18 protein-coding genes are annotated in these 18882 nt (G+C 67.4%); 13 read left to right on the top strand and 5 right to left on the bottom strand.

Features of this window, described 5'->3' with window-relative positions:
* The first annotated feature begins 3 nt into the window (after window positions 1-3).
* The 3 genes from A5784_RS15515 to hisI are packed head-to-tail and all read left to right on the top strand — an operon-like array spanning window position 4 to window position 1971.
* Entirely contained in the window at window positions 4-816 is an 813-nt protein-coding gene (locus A5784_RS15515) for an inositol monophosphatase family protein (protein ID WP_064945805.1), read from the top strand.
* Window positions 813-1592, top strand: coding sequence for an imidazole glycerol phosphate synthase subunit HisF (hisF, locus tag A5784_RS15510; RefSeq protein ID WP_064945804.1), 780 nt, complete (start codon window positions 813-815; stop codon window positions 1590-1592). Before A5784_RS15515 ends, hisF begins: the two co-directional genes overlap by 4 nt.
* 28 nt (window positions 1593-1620) lie before the next feature.
* Entirely contained in the window at window positions 1621-1971 is a 351-nt protein-coding gene (gene hisI / locus A5784_RS15505; protein ID WP_064945803.1) for a phosphoribosyl-AMP cyclohydrolase, read from the top strand.
* Between the two features lie 5 nt (window positions 1972-1976).
* Here hisI and A5784_RS39195 read toward each other — a convergent pair whose 3' ends face one another.
* Together A5784_RS39195 and A5784_RS15495 are read right to left on the bottom strand one after the other, a co-directional pair.
* Window positions 1977-3176 carry a hypothetical protein gene (locus A5784_RS39195; protein ID WP_232006051.1) on the bottom strand — a complete coding sequence of 400 codons (1200 nt, stop codon included), beginning with the start codon at window positions 3174-3176 and terminating at the stop codon, window positions 1977-1979.
* An 86-nt stretch (window positions 3177-3262) separates the two neighbouring features.
* Window positions 3263-3991 (bottom strand): ABC transporter permease, encoded by a 729-nt coding sequence (locus A5784_RS15495; protein WP_064945802.1) that lies wholly within the window; start codon window positions 3989-3991, stop codon window positions 3263-3265.
* A gap of 333 nt (window positions 3992-4324) precedes the next feature.
* Here A5784_RS15495 and A5784_RS15490 point away from each other — a divergent pair, with 333 nt between their 5' ends.
* From A5784_RS15490 to A5784_RS15480, 3 genes are all read left to right on the top strand, one after another.
* Entirely contained in the window at window positions 4325-4924 is a 600-nt protein-coding gene (locus A5784_RS15490; RefSeq protein WP_064945801.1) for an Rv1733c family protein, read from the top strand.
* Between the two features lie 72 nt (window positions 4925-4996).
* Complete coding sequence (locus A5784_RS15485; RefSeq protein ID WP_064945800.1) at window positions 4997-6634, top strand: N-6 DNA methylase; 1638 nt, start codon at window positions 4997-4999, stop codon at window positions 6632-6634.
* Window positions 6624-7616 (top strand): hypothetical protein, encoded by a 993-nt coding sequence (locus tag A5784_RS15480; RefSeq protein WP_064945799.1) that lies wholly within the window; start codon window positions 6624-6626, stop codon window positions 7614-7616. Before A5784_RS15485 ends, A5784_RS15480 begins: the two co-directional genes overlap by 11 nt.
* Here A5784_RS15480 and A5784_RS15475 read toward each other — a convergent pair.
* Entirely contained in the window at window positions 7613-8410 is a 798-nt protein-coding gene (locus A5784_RS15475; RefSeq protein ID WP_064945798.1) for an ABC transporter ATP-binding protein, read from the bottom strand. The two genes, A5784_RS15480 and A5784_RS15475, sit on opposite strands and share 4 nt — an antisense overlap.
* Window positions 8407-9078 (bottom strand): FadR/GntR family transcriptional regulator, encoded by a 672-nt coding sequence (locus tag A5784_RS15470; protein ID WP_064945797.1) that lies wholly within the window; start codon window positions 9076-9078, stop codon window positions 8407-8409. Before A5784_RS15470 ends, A5784_RS15475 begins: the two co-directional genes overlap by 4 nt.
* A 205-nt stretch (window positions 9079-9283) precedes the next feature.
* On the opposite strand from A5784_RS15470, the gene A5784_RS15465 reads away from it, so the two are divergent.
* Window positions 9284-10933, top strand: a complete 1650-nt coding sequence (locus tag A5784_RS15465; RefSeq protein ID WP_082944869.1) for a 2-isopropylmalate synthase — start codon at window positions 9284-9286, stop codon at window positions 10931-10933.
* Here A5784_RS15465 and A5784_RS15460 read toward each other — a convergent pair.
* Window positions 10920-11384 (bottom strand): peroxiredoxin, encoded by a 465-nt coding sequence (locus tag A5784_RS15460; protein ID WP_064945795.1) that lies wholly within the window; start codon window positions 11382-11384, stop codon window positions 10920-10922. The two genes, A5784_RS15465 and A5784_RS15460, sit on opposite strands and share 14 nt — an antisense overlap.
* Before the next feature lie 52 nt (window positions 11385-11436).
* Between A5784_RS15460 and A5784_RS15455 the strand changes: the two genes are divergently transcribed.
* The 6 genes from A5784_RS15455 to lgt all read left to right on the top strand — a co-directional run bounded on the left by A5784_RS15455 (window position 11437) and on the right by lgt (window position 18844).
* The gene (locus tag A5784_RS15455) at window positions 11437-12954 is read left to right on the top strand and encodes an anthranilate synthase component I (RefSeq protein ID WP_064945794.1); all 1518 of its coding nucleotides are present in this window, start codon (window positions 11437-11439) and stop codon (window positions 12952-12954) included.
* Window positions 12951-13568 (top strand): TIGR02234 family membrane protein, encoded by a 618-nt coding sequence (locus A5784_RS15450; protein WP_064945793.1) that lies wholly within the window; start codon window positions 12951-12953, stop codon window positions 13566-13568. The genes A5784_RS15455 and A5784_RS15450 overlap by 4 nt, the downstream gene beginning before the upstream one ends.
* Before the next feature lie 82 nt (window positions 13569-13650).
* The gene (gene trpC / locus A5784_RS15445; RefSeq protein ID WP_064945792.1) at window positions 13651-14469 is read left to right on the top strand and encodes an indole-3-glycerol phosphate synthase TrpC; all 819 of its coding nucleotides are present in this window, start codon (window positions 13651-13653) and stop codon (window positions 14467-14469) included.
* Window positions 14470-14505: 36 nt separating this feature from the next.
* Window positions 14506-15768 (top strand): tryptophan synthase subunit beta, encoded by a 1263-nt coding sequence (gene trpB / locus A5784_RS15440; RefSeq protein WP_064945791.1) that lies wholly within the window; start codon window positions 14506-14508, stop codon window positions 15766-15768.
* Window positions 15768-16556, top strand: a complete 789-nt coding sequence (gene trpA, locus A5784_RS15435; RefSeq protein WP_064945790.1) for a tryptophan synthase subunit alpha — start codon at window positions 15768-15770, stop codon at window positions 16554-16556. Before trpB ends, trpA begins: the two co-directional genes overlap by 1 nt.
* Window positions 16553-18844, top strand: a complete 2292-nt coding sequence (lgt, locus tag A5784_RS37605; protein WP_082944862.1) for a prolipoprotein diacylglyceryl transferase — start codon at window positions 16553-16555, stop codon at window positions 18842-18844. The genes trpA and lgt overlap by 4 nt, the downstream gene beginning before the upstream one ends.
* Window positions 18845-18882 lie beyond the last annotated feature (38 nt).

Raw genomic sequence — 18882 nt, 5'->3', positions numbered from 1 at the left:
CGGATGGATCCCAACCGGCTGGCCGCACTGCTCGGCACCGCGGCCGAGATTCTCGATGAGGCGTCGGCACCGTTCATCGCCGGGCACCGGGCCGATTCGGCGGTTCGCAAGCAGGGCAACGACTTCGCCACCGAGGTCGACCTGGCCATCGAGCGGCAGGTGGTCAGGGCTCTCACCGAGGGAACTGGCATCGGCGTGCACGGTGAGGAGTTCGGCGGTGAGCCGATCGATTCCGAGCTGGTGTGGGTGCTCGATCCGATCGACGGCACGTTCAACTACGCGGCGGGTTCGCCGATGGCCGGCATCCTGCTCGGGCTGCTGGCGAAGGGCGAACCGGTCGCGGGCCTGACCTGGCTGCCGTTCATGGGGCAGCGCTACACCGCGCTTGTCAACGGACCGCTCTACAACAACGGCGAAGCGCTTCCGCCGTTGGGCTCTCCGACGCTGGCCGATTCGATCGTCGGAATCCAGACGTTCAACATCGACTCCCGCGGCCGGTTCCCTGGCCGATACCGCGCGCAAGTGCTTGCGAACCTGAGCCGGGAGTGCTCGCGGGTGCGGATGCACGGCGCCACCGGCGTCGACCTGGCCTATGTGGCGGCCGGAGTCCTCGGTGCCGCCATCAGTTTCGGGCACCACATCTGGGATCACGCGGCCGGTGTGGCCCTGGTCCGGGCTGCCGGCGGTATCGTGACCGACCTCGCCGGCCAGCCGTGGACAGTCGAGTCCAAGTCGGCGCTGGCCGCCGCACCCGGTGTGCATCAACGCATGCTGGAGATCGTGAAAGCCGCGGGCAGCCCGGAGGATTACCTGTGACCAGTGACGTTGCGACGCGGGTGATTCCGTGTCTGGATGTCGACGACGGCCGTGTCGTCAAGGGAGTCAACTTCGAAAACCTCCGCGACGCCGGGGATCCCGTCGAACTGGCGGCGGCGTACGACGCCGAGGGCGCCGACGAGTTGACGTTCCTGGACGTGACCGCATCGTCGTCGGGCCGTTCGACCATGCTGGAGGTGGTCAAGCGCACCGCGGAGCAGGTGTTCATCCCGCTGACGGTCGGCGGCGGGGTGCGCTCCGTCGAAGACGTCGACGTCCTGCTGCGCGCCGGTGCGGACAAGGTCTCGGTGAACACCGCCGCGATCGCCCGCCCCGAACTGCTCGCCGAGCTGGCCCGCCAGTTCGGCTCACAGTGCATCGTGCTCAGTGTCGATGCCCGCACCGTGCCGTCCGGTGCCGCGCCCACGCCGTCGGGCTGGGAGGTCACCACCCACGGCGGGCGACGCGGCACCGGGATCGACGCCATCGAATGGGCCGTTCGCGGTGCCGAACTCGGGGTCGGTGAGATCCTGCTGAATTCGATGGATCGCGACGGCACCAAGGCCGGTTTCGATCTGGACATGTTGCGTGCGGTGCGCGCGGCCGTCAGCGTGCCGGTGATCGCCAGCGGCGGGGCCGGTGCGGTGGAACATTTCCCGCCCGCCGTTGTTGCAGGTGCTGATGCCGTCTTGGCCGCCAGCGTGTTCCACTTCCGGGAACTGACCATCGCCGAGGTCAAGGCAGCGATGGCCGCGGAAGGAATCACAGTCCGATGAGCGCTTGCGCGAAGAGAAGAGTGCCCCGATGAGCGCACTGGATGCGGATATTGCGGCGCGGCTCAAGCGCAACGCCGACGGTTTGTTCACCGCCGTGGTGCAGGAGCGTGGCACCGGCGACGTGCTGATGGTCGCCTGGATGGACGACGACGCCCTGGCCCGCACGTTGGAAACCCGTGAGGCGACATACTTTTCGCGGTCGCGCGGCGAGCAGTGGATCAAGGGCGCCACGTCCGGGCACACTCAGCACGTGCATTCGGTCAGGCTGGACTGCGACGGTGACACGGTGTTGCTCGAGGTCGACCAGGTCGGCGGAGCCTGCCACACCGGCGACCACACGTGCTTCGACGCCGATCTGCTGCTGCCGCCCGAGGCCTAGCCTCCTCAAGGCATCGTCGCAGGGTGCTCTGACGCGCTGCGGGGAGTCGACGATTGCCATGGCGAGCTCTGCGTAAGCTCGGCGAGCTCGTGCGCATGCTGCAAGACCGCGAGGCGGGCCAGCATCCGTTGGCGTAGCGATTCGTCGTCGGCGACGCCGGAAGCGACCAGGGCTCGTTCCAGCTTGGCGGCACGCGACCAGGGGTACCTGTGTGGGCGGCTCAGCGTTGCGGCCCGATATGCCTTGCGATCTCGGGTGCGTTGCGCGGCGTCGCGGCCGTCATCGCCGAGGCCGAGCCGGCCGAGGACGCGTTCGCGCAATTCGCGGCCGATGCGTGCTGCGATGCCCGCGCCTTCGTGGTGGGTCCGCAATTCGAGGCCCAGGCCGAGGTGAAGCATGACCGTGCCGAGCACCGGACCGAGCAGGATGCGGCCAAGGGCTTCGCCGGGGCTCGACATGGCCCATGCCATGTAGGCCATCGCCGCGCACATCGACCACACGACCGTGCGGAACGACCCAGGATGTCCACTGCGGTGAACGTTGACGGCCATGCCCGCGCCGCACACGAACAGGGCGAGTTCGGCTACGGCGAACATGATCCAGCGTTCGGCGTTGGCGGTCGGGATGTGCAGTACGAGATCGAAGAACCGCCAGGATGTGTTCAGCGACACGGTCATCGAGACCGCGGCGACGGCGTAGCACGCGAATGCGACCCACGGAGTTCGCTTCTCGGGTTGTGCGTGGGCGGTATCGCCCGGGCGACTGAGGGTGTGCGCCGAAGTGTCGATACCTGCGCGATGACCGGATCCGGGGTCGGCGGCGGGGGCGTTCGGTTGAACTGAGAACGCGGGCGAGGCAGGCTCGTTGCCGTTGCCGTCGTGGACGGCCAGGACGTCGGAGCCGTGCGCGTCGCGGTACGCCTTTACCTCAGGTGACACCTTCCGCAACGCGACGGTGTGGCCGTACTGACTCAGCCACGCGATCACCTCGGCTGGTTGAGCGCCTCCGAGTACATCCACGGCGTAGCGGATCCTGGTGACCTCATTTTTGGCTTCAGCCAATATTTTTCGGTGCTCTTCGGACGTGTCTGAGCCGGACGACATCTCGTGTCGGCGGTTGAATGCGGTGCTGTCGCGGGTGGCTTCGTCGGCGGTGTCGCGATCCTGATACGCGTCCTGCTCGTCTTCTACGGTCGGTGCGGTCACCGCTGATCCTCTGTGCTCGAAGGGTTGTCGGTCCCGCAGCATCGCACGACGGGCCGACAAGCAGACCGTGCGCGACGCCGGCGGTCTCAGACCGCGAGGACGGGCGAGCGGCCGAGAATGCGCACCAGCAGAGTGGTCGCGACGGTCTGGGCGGTGATCAGGCACACCAGCACCACGACCTGAAACCGGCCGGCCTCCAGCGGCGGAGCGCCCGCCATCAGGGCACCCACGAAGGCGCCGGGGAGTGTGACAAGGCCCGTCGTCCTGGTCTGGTCGAGGACCGGGCGCACGGCGTCTCCGGCCGCAGCCCGGCCGATGTGCACCACCGACTGGCTCGGTGTCGCGCCGATGGCCAGCCAGCCTTCGATCTCGGCCCGCGACTTAACCGACATCCGCTGGAAGTTGCGACCGGCCAGGGTGGTGGCGGTCATCGTCGAACCGATGACGATGCCGCCGAGGGCGATCACGAACCGGCTCTGCAGCGCCAACATGTGCAGCCCGAATGCCAGGCCGATGGTCAGCGCGCTGGCCGCCACCGTCGACAGCACCACCGCGAGCGGTCCGCCATGCAGATCCCGCAGTCTGCGGGCTGCTGTCCACGCCGCCACGCTGACCATCACCAGCAGTGCGAGTGCTACCAGCGCGGGGTGAGTGAGGACTCCGCGCAGCGCGAGACTGATCAGCGCCAACTGCCCGAGCGCCCGGGTGACCGCCCACCAGGGGGCGGCGGCATGCTCGATCTTGGCCCACCACATCACCGCCGAGGTGACGCCGAGCAGGACCGCGGCGCCGAGCACCAAGGTGGCATACGGCATAGCAGCATCTCATCACTGTGACGGGCGCCACGGGAGCGGCGCGGGTGGATTCGGCAGGGTCGACACCGACGTCGACCGGCGCTGGCCCATATCACCGATATGAGCGAAATTCAGGGCTGCAGCTGCCTGACGTATGCAAGGGAAAATAGTGATCGGCGACACGCTCCGCTAACTTCGTCGCGCGAACTCATCGAATTGAAGTTTGTCCCATAACGACCCCTAACCTGTGATTTTCGTCGCGCTGATGATTGGCGACTGGCAAAGTGGTCAGCGCTAGTGACACCATCGAAATGTGTTGGTAACAGTTTCGAAAATTGGGCTTGGACTGGTGTGATGTATAGCACGTTGTCGCGCACCCTCGGCCGTAGGTGGGTGTTCCGTGGGCTGGCTCGCAATCCCTTGGCTCGGATGACCGACCGGGTTGAAGCGTTTGCGATTCTGGGTGTTCTCCTTACTGCTCTTCTCATCGTCCCGACGGCCGTTCAGTCGGGTGCCGACGCATATTCGGCAGAGATGCGTTCGATCACCGAACAGGCCCGGTCACTGCACTCGACGAATGCCGAGGTGCTCCGCGGCACCGTGCAGGGGGCGCAGCGTTACTCCACAGGCCTGCCTGTACTGGTTCAGTGGCGCGAGGGTACGCAGACACGCACCGGGCGCACAACGTTCTCGACGCCGACCTCGACCGGCCAGCAAGTGGTGATCTGGCTTGATCAAAAGGGCAATGTGGTCGATGCCCCGAGACGTAAGGCCGATGCCCAGTTGACAGCCTTTGTGCGGTCGGTCGGTGTGTGGCTCGGCGCGGTGGCGTTGAGCGTGCTGATCGCCTTTGTCGTCCGTCGGCTGCTCGACCGGGTGCGCGCGAACGCTTGGGAGCGCGAGTTGCAGCTGCTGGCGCACAACGACGACGGCTGGGCCAACCGGCGAATCTAACCGGCTCCGAACGACACGTCCCCCGGCGTTGCGGTGCGTGGGCTTGTCGGTGGCTTCGATAACAATGACGGGGTGACCGACAGCGCAGCCTATTCCGACGGCGATTCCGCCGCGGCGCGCAAGGCGCGTGGTGCCTTCTTCACGCCCGTCGAGATCACCCGGTATCTCACCCGGTGGGCCGTTCGCAGTAGCCAAGATCGGGTGTTCGAGCCGTCGGCCGGTGACGCGGCGTTTCTGCTCGCTGCCACCGAGCGGCTGCAGCATCTCGGTACTGCGGCTCCGCAGGTCGACGGTGTCGAGATCCACGCCGCCAGTGCGGCCGCCGCGCGGCGCCGGGTTGCCGAAGCCGGCGGCAAGGCGCACATCCGCACCGCCGATTTCTTCGACGTCGCCCCTCGGCCGGAATACACCGCCGTGATCGGCAATCCGCCCTACATCCGCTACCAGGATTTCCGCGGGCAGGTGCGGGCCCAGTCGCGGCGCGCGGCGCTGCAGGCCGGCGTGGCACTGTCCGGGCTGGCGTCCAGTTGGGCGGCCTTCACCGTGCATTCCGCACTCTTCCTGCGGCCCGGCGGCCGGATGGCGCTGGTGCTGCCCGCGGAGCTGCTGAGCGTGAACTATGCGGCCGCGGTGCGCAAGTTCCTGTTCGACCGCTTCGCCCACGTCGAGCTGGTGATGTTCGACGAGCAGGTGTTTCCCGAAGCCGAAGCCGACATCGTGCTGCTGTTGGCCGACGGGTTCGATCAGGGGCCGTCCGGCCACGCCGTCATCCACCGTGCCCACAACGTCAAGTCGCTGAGTTCCGAACTGGTTCAACGCAATTGGTCGCCGCGCGACCCCGCCGACAAATGGGTCAGCGGGCTGATCGGCAATGGCCCCGTCGACGCGCTGCACGCGTTGCACACCGCGGGTCGCTTCGCTCACCTGGAGCTGTGGGGCGACACCACGCTGGGCATGGTGACCGGCAACAACGGCTTCTTCGCGCTGTCTCCGGACCGAGTGCGCGAGTTGGGGCTGCGCCGCACCGATCTTCTGCCGTTGTCCCCGCCCGGCAGCGCCCACCTGCGCGGGCTTACGCTCACCGCCGATCAGCTGGCACAGCTGGGGGAGCAGGGCAAATCCACCCAGCTGTTCCGGCCGGCAGGGCGGTTGTCGGCGGCGGCGCAGCGCTACCTCGACGCCGGTCACGCCGCCGGGGTGCACCTGGCCTACAAGTGCCGGGTGCGCACACCGTGGTACCTGGTGCCCCTGGTTGCGCCCGCAGACTTGCTGCTGACGTGTATGAACGCCGACACCCCACGCTTGGTGACCAACCGGGTCAAGGCCCATCACCTCAATTCGGTGCACGGCGTGTATCTGCGCGACGGGCTGGCCACCCTCGGGCGCGACTTGCTCCCGTTGGCGGCCTTGAATTCGGTGACGCTGCTGCACGCCGAGATGACCGGCCGGTCCTATGGCGGCGGAATACTGAAAATCGAACCACGCGAAGCGGATCGGTGGCTGGTGCCTGCGCCCGAGCTCATCGCCGATCGGGCGGCACCGCTGCGTGCCGTGCGGCGACGGATCACGGCCTTGCTGCGCAACGGTCAGTTGCTCGACGCGGTATACCTGGTCGACGATGCACTCGCATTGTCGGATCTGGAATCCATTCGCACAGCGCGGCATTCATTGGCCACGCGGCGGGCGGTAAGGTCGCGGCGTGCCCGCTGAACCGTCGACGAAAGCCACCGCGTGGGCCATTTTCGACCGGATCGTCGCCGACGCCGCGCCCGGCGGTGAGCACACCAACCCGTGGGTGCGCTGCGGCGATGAGCTCATCTACCGTCCTGACTTCCGGGTGTTGCGCAGGCTTCTGGGTGTGCCGCTTCATCTGGACGCGCCGTCGACAACCGGTGTTCCGGCGTTGGCCCTGGATGTGTGGCTGGCTTATGAGCTGCGTCGAGCCGGGTTCGACACCGATGCGGTGTGGCCACGGCCCAGCGAACCGCGGATCATGCCAAGTGCCATCGCCAACCTGCTCGACGGGCTGCCGCTCAAGGAGCGTCAACTCATCGAGCACCGGCTGCGCCGCTCCATGAAGGGCGTCGCCGGCTCCAGCGCCAGCATCCTCGGTAAGCACTACATGAAGCAGGTCGACGTGGTGATGTCGGACTGGGACACCGGGCCGGAACTCCTCATCAGCACCAAGCGGATGGACTCCAGCTTCGGCAAAAACGCCGCCAACCGGGTCGAGGAGAGCTACGGCGACGCCAAGAATCTGCGACTGCGTCATCCGATGGCCGCGCTCGGCTTCGTCTACGGCCTGCGCTCGACGATCCTGACCACCGAGCCCGACAAGGCCGAATGGCTGATCGACCTGCTCGGCAAGCTGGGCACCGAGGACGACGCCTACCATGCCGTCGCACTGGTGATGATCGATTACGACGTCGCAGCCCCGGTTGAGGACGACGAGGTCGACAGCGTCGAAAAAGCCGAGCCTGACGCGCTTTTCGAGATCGTCGACGTCGAAACCGCCGCGGTGGACGAGGCGCTGGCAGCACTTCCCGATATCGCGATCCGCCATGACACGGTGCCGCCCGAACTGCAGCCGTCACGCTTTCTGGCGACCATGGTCACGCGCGTCGTCGACACGACACCGGTGACCCGGCACCGCGAAGCCCGTCGGCGCCGCCGAGAGGCGCCCGCGGGTTAGCGGATCCGGGGCCCGGCCTTGGCTCGTGCCGACCAGCGGCCCTCGTGGAAGCCGACCTCGACCGGGTGCGCGAACGCCGTCGTGACGTGATCGGTGGTGACCGTCTCCCGGGCCGGGCCGCTCGCGACGGTCCGGCCCTGCGCGATCAGCAGGGCATGTGTCGTCGAGGTCGGCAGCTCCTCCAGATGGTGCGTCACCAGGATCGATGCCATGTCCGGATGCGAATCATCCAGGGTGTCAAGGGTTTCCAGCAGCTGTTCGCGGGCCGCGACGTCCAGGCCCGTGGTCGGCTCGTCGAGCAGCAGCAGCTCGGGATCGGAGATCAGCGCCCGGGCGATCAGTGTTCGGCCCCGCTCACCCTGCGAGAGCGTCGGCCATGTCGCGTCGGTGCGTGCGGCCAGCCCCACGGTGTTGATGAGCTCCTCGGCGCGGGCCACCTGGTCGGGGCTCGGCGTCCAGCGGGCCGCGGTGTCGATGGTGGCGGTGATCCCCGTGAGCACGACGTCGCGCACGGTCAGCGGATACTGCAGTCGGTGCCGGGGATTCACATGGCCGATGGAGCGCCGCAGCACCGAAAGATCGGTCCGCCCCATCTGACCGCCCAGCACGCGCACCGTGCCGGTGGTCGGAAAGGTCACGGCCGCACAGAATCCCAGCAGCGTGCTCTTGCCTGCGCCGTTCGGTCCCAGCAGCGCCCAGTGCTCCCCGGACTGAACGGTCAACGATATGCCGTCGATGATCTGCTTGCCTTCGCGGCGGAAGGTGACGTCGCTGATCTCCAAAACCGGTGTCATGAAAAGGATTCCTTCAGTGCGCTCAGATGGGTTCGGCTGGAGGCCGCCGCCGCGGCGGGGTCCCGCGCGATGATGGCGTCGGCCAGTTGCTGATGCAAGTCGTGGTCACAGGGTTCGGATGCGATCGGACGGATTTTGAGCATGTCGATCATCGCCAGCCGAAGCCGCGGCAGGAACGCGTCGAACAACTGGGTCAGCACATCGTTGTGTGCGGCGGCGATCACCGCGCGGTGAAACGCCATGTCGGCGTCGACGTGCTCAGGAACCGACTGGCCCCGTTCACCGCGGGCCGCGAGGGTACGCCGGATCGTCCGCACGTCCGCCGGGGTGCGCCGGGCCGCCGCCAACGCGGCGCCCTCGGCCTCGATGGCGATGCGGGCTTCGATCACCGAGACGATGTTTGCGCTACGCAGCACCGTGTCCCAGTCCTCGGCGGCGTCCAGCGCCGTGACGAAAACCCCGGCGCCCTGGCGGCTTTCCAGCACGCCTTTGCCCGCCAGCTCGCGGATGGCCTCACGCAGCGTCGAGCGACCCACCCCGAGTTGGGCGGCCAGGGTGGTCTCGCCGGGGAGCCGGTGGCCTAGCGGCCACTCGCCGGCTCGGATCCGGGTCAGCAGCAACTGCGCCGCTTGCGCGGCCAACGGGTGGCGTTGCACCTGCGAAGCCATGTCAACCTCTCTACTTGTCTGAGGAGTTGTGTATATTGTAGCGATCATGACGCGCGTGCTTCTCCTTAGCTGCCTCGGCAGGGCCTGACCGACCGGCCCCCTGCCGCGGGGCTGTTGTTGCGCCGGTCGACCCCATCACCGACCGAGCAGAAAGCACACCAGCATGAACCAAACCCCGATGTGGAACCGGCAGCAGCCCTCGAAGATGCCGTCGCATCGCTATGCATCCGTTTTCGACCGCGTGGATGTTCCACTCACCCAACGACATTGGCCGGACGCCCGATTCACGGCGGCACCCCTGTGGGTTCCGGTGGACCTGCGCGACGGCAACCAGGCGCTGGCCGAGCCGATGGATCCGGCCCGCAAGCGGCGCTTCTTCGAGCTGCTGGTGGCCATGGGCTACAAGGAGATCGAAGTCGGCTACCCGTCGGCGTCGCAGACCGATTACGACTTCGTGCGGCTGCTGGCCGATTCCGAGATCGCCCCGTCCGATGTCGCAATCGCGGTGTTCACCCCGGCCCGGCGCGATCTCATCGAACGCACCGTGGCGTCGGTGCGAGCCGTCCGCAACGAGGTCGTCATCCACATGTACACGGCCACCGCGCCGGTGTGGCGCAACACCGTATTGGGCAAGGACCGCACCGAATTGCGTGAGCTGATCATGTCCGGGGCCCGCGACGTCCTCGAGTTCGCCGGTGACCTGCCCAACGTCCGCTTCGAATTCTCGCCCGAGGTGTTCAACCTCACCGAACCCGACTATGTGCTGGAACTGTGCGACGCCGTCACCGACCTGTGGCAGGCCAGTCCAGACCGGCCGGTGATCCTGAATCTGCCCGCGACCGTCGAAGTGGCCACCCCGAACGTGTACGCCGACCAGATCGAGTACATGCACCGCAACCTGTCCCGTCGCGACAGCGTCATCCTCTCGGTGCATCCGCACAACGACCGAGGCACGGGCATCGCGTGTGCCGAGCTCGCGGTGCTGGCCGGCGCGCAGCGGGTCGAAGGCTGCGTCTTCGGCAACGGGGAACGCACCGGCAACGTCGACATCGCAACCCTGGCGTTGAACCTGCACGCCCAGGGTGTCGACCCGATGATCGACTTCTCCGACATCGACGAGATCGCCCGCACCGTCGCCTACTGCACGCGCATGCCGATCCACGAACGCCACCCCTACGTCGGCGATCTGGTGCACACCGCGTTCTCCGGCACGCACCAGGACGCCATCAAGAAGGGCTTGGCCGAACATCGGGACCGGGCCGCGGCCGAAGGCCGGTCCGAACGTGAAATCGATTGGCGGGTCCCGTATCTGCCGATCGACCCGGCCGATATCGGACGCACCTACGACGCGGTGATCCGCGTCAACTCGCAGTCCGGCAAGGGCGGCATCGCCTACCTGCTGCTCACCGACTATGGCCTGGACCTGCCGCGCCGGTTACAGATCGACTTCGCCCGCCGCGTTCAGGAGCACACCGACACCCATGGTGCGGAGGTCACCGCCGCCGAGCTGTTCGACCTGTTCGATGCCGCGTATCTGCAGCCCGGCGGCCCGGTCGAGCTGAAGGACTGGCACACCGGTCGCGACGAGACCACCGAGATCACCCTCGTCGTCGACGGCCAGACCCGAACCAGCACGCATCGGGAGATCGGCCCACTGGATGCGCTGACGGCGGCGCTGAGCGCCGTCGGGCGCGACGTCGAGGTGCTGAGCTTGGCGCAGCAATCCGTCGGACGGGAGGCGGTCAGTTACCTCGAGTACCGCTGCGCCGGCAAAACCGGCTGGGCGTGCGGTCGCAGCGATTCGGTGCTCGCCGCGTCGATGGCGGCGGTGCTGCGCGCGGTCAACGCGCCCTGAGCACCGCCAGCGCCTTGTCGGCGTGGGTGTCCATGCTGAGCTCGCTGGAGATCACGTCGAGCACGGTGCGATCGGTGTCGATGACGAACGTGGTCCGCTTGACCGGCAGCAGCTTGCCGAGCAGGCCACGTTTGACACCGAAGTGGCCTGCCACCTTGCCGTCGGCATCGGACAGCAGCGGGTAGTCGAACCGCTGGATGTCGGCGAACTTGGCTTGTTTGGCGACCGGGTCGGTGCTGATTCCGACCCGGGACGCACCGACCGCGGCGAAGTCGGCGGCCAGGTCGCGGAAGTGGCAGGCCTCTTTGGTGCAGCCGGGCGTCAGCGCCGCAGGGTAGAAGAACAGCACAACTGGCCCATCGGCCAGCAAACTCGTCAGACTGCGTACCGTGCCGGTTTGATCGGGGAGTTCGAACTCGGCAACGGTGTCACCCGTCTTAAGAGCTGTCATGAGCGTCCACGCTACGCCGACCTATTGCGTCCAGTCTGGGAGGATCATCTGCGTGCACACGCTTGCTTCCACCACGTCGCGTGAGGACTTCCGGGCGCTGGCCGCCGAACATCGGGTGGTCCCGGTGACCCGCAAGGTCCTGGCCGACAGCGAGACGCCGCTGTCGGCGTACCGCAAGCTGGCCGCCAACCGGCCCGGAACGTTCCTGCTGGAATCGGCCGAAAACGGCCGGTCGTGGTCGCGATGGTCGTTCATCGGCGCCGGCGCGCCGTCGGCGTTGACCGTCCGCGACGACCAGGCGGTGTGGCTGGGCGCGACGCCGCAGGACGCCCCCAGCGGCGGCGATCCGCTCGAGGCTGTCCGCATGACCCTTGAGCTGCTGGCCACAGCTGCCGTGCCCGGTATGCCGCCGCTGTCTTCGGGGCTGGTGGGCTTTTTCGCCTACGACATGGTCCGGCGCCTGGAGCGGTTGCCGGAACTGGCTGTCGACGACCTCGGCCTACCCGACATGCTGCTGCTACTGGCCACCGACATCGCGGCGGTCGACCACCACGAGGGCACCATCACGTTGATCGCGAACGCCGTCAACTGGAATGCCACCGATGAGCGGGTCGACTGGGCCTACGACGACGCGGTCGCACGCCTGGACGTGATGACGGCGGCACTCGGGCAACCGTTGGCCTCGGCGGTCGCGACCTTCAGCCGTCCCGCGCCGCAACACCGGGCGCAGCGCACCGTCGAGGAGTACTCGGCCATCGTCGAGAAACTGGTCGGCGACATCGAAGCCGGCGAAGCGTTTCAGGTGGTGCCGTCGCAGCGATTCGAAATGGACACCGCGGCCGATCCGCTTGACGTCTACCGCCTGTTGCGGGTGACCAACCCCAGCCCGTACATGTATCTGCTCAACGTCCCGAATGCCGAAGGCGGACTGGACTTTTCGGTCGTCGGATCCAGCCCGGAGGCACTGGTCACCGTCACCGACGGGCGGGCCACCACGCATCCCATCGCGGGAACCCGTTGGCGCGGGGCCACCGACGAAGAGGACGTGCTGCTGGAGAAGGAGCTGTTGGCCGATGACAAGGAACGCGCCGAGCACCTGATGCTGGTCGATCTCGGTCGCAACGACCTGGGCCGCGTGTGCCGACCCGGCACCGTGCGGGTCGAGGACTACAGCCACATCGAGCGCTACAGCCATGTCATGCACCTGGTCTCGACGGTCACCGGCGAACTCGCGGACGGCAAGACCGCACTCGACGCGGTCACCGCCTGCTTCCCGGCAGGCACCCTGTCCGGCGCGCCCAAGGTGCGGGCCATGGAGCTCATCGAGGAGGTCGAGAAGACACGGCGCGGCCTGTACGGCGGGGTGCTCGGCTATCTCGACTTCGCAGGCAACGCCGACTTCGCCATCGCCATCCGCACCGCCCTGATGCGCAACGGCACCGCATACGTACAGGCGGGCGGGGGAGTCGTGGCGGACTCCAACGGCCCCTACGAGTACAACGAATCGGCGAACAAGGCCAAAGCGGTGCTCAACGCGATCGCCGCCGCCGACACGCTCACCGAACCATGATGCGGGTCGCGCAGGTTCTGCTCGTGGCGGCCGCCCTGGCCCTGTGGGGCGCGTCGCGGATGTCGTGGGTGCAGGTGTCGTCGTTCGACGGGCTGGGCCAGCCCAAGAACACCGTGCTGACGGGTGCCATGTGGTCCACAGCGTTGATCCCGCTCGCGCTGGTGGTGCTGGCGGCCGCCGTCGCGGTCCTGGCGGTGCGGGGCTGGCTGTTGCGGCTGCTGGCTCTGCTCGTCGCCGTCGCCAGTGCCGGTATGGGTTATCTGGGAATCAGCTTGTGGGTTGCCAAGGACGTCGCGGTGCGTGCGGCGGACCTGGCCTTGGTGCCGGTGGCGCAACTGACCGGCACGCATCAGTACTACGGCGGCGCCGTACTGACACTGGTTGCCGCGGTCTGCGCACTCGCAGGCGCGGTGCTGCTCATGCGGTCGGCGACCGGAGCACGCGCGGTAGCGTCACGCTACGCGGCGCCGGGGGCTCGCCGGGCCGCCGCCCAGGGCGAGAACGCCGATGCCCCAATGTCCGAACGGATGATCTGGGACGCCCTCGACGAGGGGCACGATCCGACGGGTGGGCAGAACGGTGAGCAGTCCGATCCGGACAACAAGGGTCGGTGACAGCAGAATGTGTGGCGGCGACTACCCTTCGAGTGAGGTCCACCGGGATCGTCCCGGGCGCACCGGAAAGGAATCGACGGCGATGAGTTCGGCCACTGTGCTCGACTCCATCATCGAAGGAGTCCGCGCCGACGTTGCGGCTCGCGAGGCCGTCATCAGCCTTGAGGAAATCAAGGCGCGCGCCCTGGATGCACCCGCACCACTGGACGTGATGGCAGCGTTGCGCGAACCCGGGATCGGCGTCATCGCCGAGGTGAAACGTGCCAGCCCGTCCCGCGGCGCACTGGCCAATATCGCCGACCCGGCGCAGTTGGCCCGCGCCTACGAGGATGGTGGCGCCCGGGTGATCAGCGTGCTCACCGAAGAGCGCCGGTTCCACGGCTCGTTGGCCGACTTGGACACGGTGCGCGCCGCGGTGTCAATTCCGGTGCTGCGCAAGGACTTCATCGTCAAGCCGTATCAGATCCACGAGGCGCGCGCGCACGGAGCGGACATGCTGCTGCTCATCGTCGCCGCGCTCGAACAGCCCGTGCTCGAGTCGTTGTTGGAGCGCACCGAGTCACTCGGCATGACGGCTCTGGTCGAGGTGCACACGGAAGAGGAAGCCGACCGTGCCCTGCAGGCCGGCGCCCGCGTGATCGGTGTCAACGCACGGGATCTCAAGACCCTGGAGGTCGACCGGGACTGCTTCGCGCGTATTGCGCCGGGGCTGCCCAGCAACGTCATCCGCATCGCCGAATCCGGTGTCCGCGGTACGGCGGATCTCCTGGCATACGCCGGCGCGGGCGCAGACGCGGTCCTCGTCGGTGAGGGACTCGTCACCAGTGGTGACCCCCGAAGCGCGGTCGCCGATCTGGTGACCGCGGGTACCCACCCGTCCTGCCCGAAACCGGCTCGTTGAATCGGCAATGAGCCGCTGTCGCGAAGAGGCACACTGATGGCGGATATCGCCGGTCCCGAGCTGCCGCGTTCCAGCGCAGCCGTGGCCGAACCCACGGTCCATGATCCCGACGCCCGAGGCCACTTCGGTTCTTACGGCGGCCGACTCGTGCCGGAAGCCTTGATGGCGGTGATCGAGGAAGTCACCGCGGCCTACGAAAAGGCCCGCGGCGACCAAGCCTTCCTCGATGAGCTCGACAGGCTGCAACGGCACTACACCGGGCGGCCGTCGCCGCTGTACGAGGCTGCCCGGCTTTCCGAGCACGCCGGCGGGGCACGGCTCTTCCTCAAGCGGGAAGACTTGAACCACACCGGTTCTCACAAAATCAACAATGTCCTCGGCCAGGCGTTGCTGGCTCGCCAGATGGGCAAGACCCGGGTGATCGCCGAGACCGGCGCGGGACAGCACGGTGTCGCGACCGCGACCGCGTGTGCTCTGCTCGGCCTCGAGTGCGTGATCTACATGGGTGCCGTCGACACTGAGCGGCAGGCGCTGAACGTGGCGCGGATGCGGCTGCTCGGCGCGACGGTGGTCTCGGTGGAGGCCGGGTCGAAAACTCTCAAGGATGCGATCAACGAAGCATTCCGCGACTGGGTCACCAACGCCGACGAGACCTACTACTGCTTCGGGACCGCGGCAGGCCCGCATCCGTTCCCACTCATGGTGCGCGACTTCCAGCGCGTCGTCGGGCTGGAGGCACGTGCACAGATCCAGGATCAGGCTGGGCGGCTGCCCGACGCCGTGACCGCGTGCGTGGGCGGCGGATCGAACGCCATCGGCATCTTCCACGCCTTCATCGACGATCCCGGTGTGCGGCTGGTGGGCTTCGAAGCCGCCGGTGACGGCGTAGAAACCGGACGGCACGCCGCGACTTTCTCGGGTGGGTCGCCGGGCGCGTTCCAGGGTTCGTTCTCCTACCTGCTGCAGGATGAGGACGGGCAGACCATCGAGTCCCACTCGATCTCGGCAGGCCTGGACTACCCGGGTGTCGGCCCCGAGCACGCCTACCTGAAGGACACCGGCCGCGCGGATTATCGGCCCATCACCGACACCGAAGCGATGCATGCGTTCTCGTTGCTGTGCCGGACCGAGGGCATCATTCCGGCCATCGAATCGGCGCACGCCGTGGCTGGGGCGCTCAAGCTCGGCAAGGAGCTCGGCAACGGGGCGATCATCCTGGTCAATATCTCCGGTCGCGGTGACAAGGACGTGGAAACGGCGGCCAAGTGGTTCGGCCTGCTTGACGAGGGAGGCGCCTGATGAGCCGGTTGGCGGAACTGTTCGACGGGTGCCGGGCGGAAGGACGGGCAGCCCTGATCGGCTACCTGCCAACCGGTTTCCCCGATGTGCCGACGTCCATCGCGGCGATGACTGCGATGGTTGAATCCGGTTGCGATCTGGTGGAAGTCGGCGTGCCGTATTCGGATCCCGGCATGGACGGGCCGACCATCGCTGCGGCGACTGAGACTGCGTTGGCCGGGGGAGTCCGCGTGCGCGACACCCTCGCTGCCGTCGAGGCGATCAGCAACGCCGGTGGCCGCGCGGTCGTGATGACGTACTGGAATCCGGTGCTGCGCAAGGGTGTTGACGCTTTCGCGCGCGATCTCGCGTCAGCTGGCGGTTACGGTCTCATCACCCCAGACCTCATTCCGGAAGAGGCCGACGATTGGCTGGCGGCCTCGGATGCCCATCAGCTGGATCGGATTTTTCTGGTGGCACCCTCGTCGACCCCGCAGCGGTTGGCGGCCACCGTGCAGGCCTCCCGCGGATTCGTCTATGCCGCATCGACAATGGGCGTCACCGGGGCCCGCGACGCGGTCTCCAGCGCAGCGCCCGAGCTGGTGAGCCGGGTGAAGGAAATCTCGGACATCCCGGTCGGAGTCGGCCTCGGCGTGCGATCCGGACAGCAGGCGGCCGAAATCGGAGCCTTCGCTGACGGTGTGATCGTCGGATCGGCCCTTGTTTCTGCTTTGCAGAACGGACTCGACGCCGTCCGCACGCTCACCGAAGAACTGGCCACCGGTGTTCGGCAAAGGATTTCGGCTTGACCACAACCGTCCTCGCATACCTGCCCAGCCCGTCACAGGGCGTCTGGCATCTGGGGCCGGTACCGATCCGTGCGTACGCCCTGTGCATCATCGCCGGGATCGTCGCGGCACTGATAATCGGTGACAGGCGGTGGGCGGCGCGCGGCGGAGAGCCCGGCGTCATCTACGACATCGCGCTGTGGGCCGTGCCTTTCGGCCTCGTCGGCGGCCGGCTGTATCACGTCATGACGGATTGGCGCACCTACTTCGGGCCCGAGGGCAAGGGCCTGGCCGCGGCGTTCCAGGTCTGGGAGGGTGGCCTCGGAATCTGGGGTGCGGTCGCACTCGGCGCGGTCGGCGCATGGATCGCGTGTCGGCGACGCGGAATTCCGTTGCCCGCGTTCGGCGATGCCATCGCCCCGGGAATCGTGCTCGCACAGGCGATCGGCCGGTTCGGCAACTACTTCAACCAGGAACTCTACGGCCGCGCGACGTCGGTGCCGTGGGGCCTGGAGATCTACGATCGGCGCAACGCCGCCGGTCTGCCCGATCAGCTCAACGGCGTCTCCAACGGCACCGTGCTGGCGGTCGTGCATCCCACGTTTCTCTACGAGTTGCTGTGGAACCTGCTGATTTTCGCCCTGTTGATCTGGGTTGACCGCCGGTTCCGGATCGGCCACGGCCGGTTGTTCGCGCTGTACGTGGCCGGCTATTGCGTGGGCCGGTTCTGGGTGGAACTCATGCGCAGCGATGCCGCCACACATCTGGCCGGTATCCGCATCAACACCTTCACCTCCACGTTCGTCTTCATCGGCGCCGTCGTCTACATCATGTTGGCCCCCAAGGGCCGCGAGGAACCGGCCACCTTGGCGGGCCGCCCGCGTGACGATTCCGATGAATCGGTGGTCGACGAGCTGGGCAAGGACCTGGTCGGCGTGGCGGCTGCAACGGGCGTCGTGGCGGCCGCGAAGGTCGCGGGCGATGCCGATACCGCAGACGAACATTCCGAGGACATGCACCCGGATGCCGTGGCAGAGGACGAAGGTGCCGATGCCGCTGCTGCGGTCGAGTTGAAAGCCATCGCACCGCAGACCAACGATGCGCCGGCTGAACACGGCGAGGCGGCCGAGCCCGCAAGCGAAGCCGGTGAAGAAGAAGCGGCGTCCACTGCGGAAGCTGAGGACGAGACAGCCGCCGAGACCGCGGAGGCTGACGCCGAATCAGCTGCCGAGGCTGAATCCGACGAGCCCGAGGCTGAGGTAGAGCCAGCCGTCGACGCCGAGGCATCGGAAACCGAGGCCGAGGACGAGCCAGCAGAGCCCGAGACGGCGCAGGCCGCCGAGCCTGAAGCCGAAGGCACAGAAGCTGACGCCGAACCATCTGCCGAGGCCGAGTCCGAGCCAGCCGCCGAGACTGAAGATGACGCAGCTGCTGAGGCCGTCCCTGACGAGCCCGAGGCTGAGACGGCGGAGTCCGAGCATGAGGGCGAAGCCGAGCAGCCAGAGCCTGAAGCCGCAGGCACGGAGGCTAGCGCGGAACCATCTGCCGAGGCCGAGTCCGAACCAGCCGCCGAGACTGAAGATGAAGCGGCTGCTGAGGCCGAAGCCGCGGAGGCTGACGACCTCGAGGCTGAGGGCGAACCGACTGCCGATGCTGAGGCATCGGAACCGGAAGCCGAAACAGAAGCCGAGGCGGCAGAGCCCGAGACCGCGCCAACAGCCGAGACTGAAGATGAGGCAGCAGCCGCGGCAGTCACCGACGAGCCCGAGGCTGCGGCATCCGAGCCTGAAAGCGAAGCCGAACAGCTAGAGCCTGAAGCCGAAGCCGCGGAGGCTGACGCCGAACCGTCTAGCGAGGCCGAGACCGAATCAGCCGAGGCTGAAGAGGCATCCGAACCCGAAGCCGAAACAGAGCCCGAGACCGCGCCGGCCGCCGAGACTGAAGAAGACGCAGCCGCCGAGGCCGCCACTGACGAGCCCGAGGCTGAGGACGAAACGGCGGAGCCCCGAGGCGATGCGTCCGAGGCCGAACAAGACGCCGCCGACACCGAGGACGAATCCTCCGCAGAAGCGGCGACCGACGAGACCGAGAAGTCCGAAACCGAAGCCTCGGAGTCGGAGAAGTCCGAGGCCGATGACGCCGACAGCGGCGAGGGCACGGACGAAGCGGCCGAGGACGCTGAAACCGCTAGCACAGAAGAGGAATCGGCCAAGGCTGAGACCTCATCGGTTGCCGCGGCCAAACCCAGTACGCCGCCGTCACCGGCACCCGCGCCGCAGCGTCGCCGGTGGTGGCAACGCCGGCGCTGACTTCGCGCCAGAACCTGGGCATGACGACGGCTTGAACG

The organism is Mycobacterium sp. 852013-50091_SCH5140682, assembly GCF_001665685.1.
In the GTDB taxonomy this organism is placed as follows: domain Bacteria; phylum Actinomycetota; class Actinomycetes; order Mycobacteriales; family Mycobacteriaceae; genus Mycobacterium.
The sequence above is the reverse complement of the archived record's forward strand: the minus strand, read 5'-3'. Positions and strand labels throughout refer to the sequence as shown.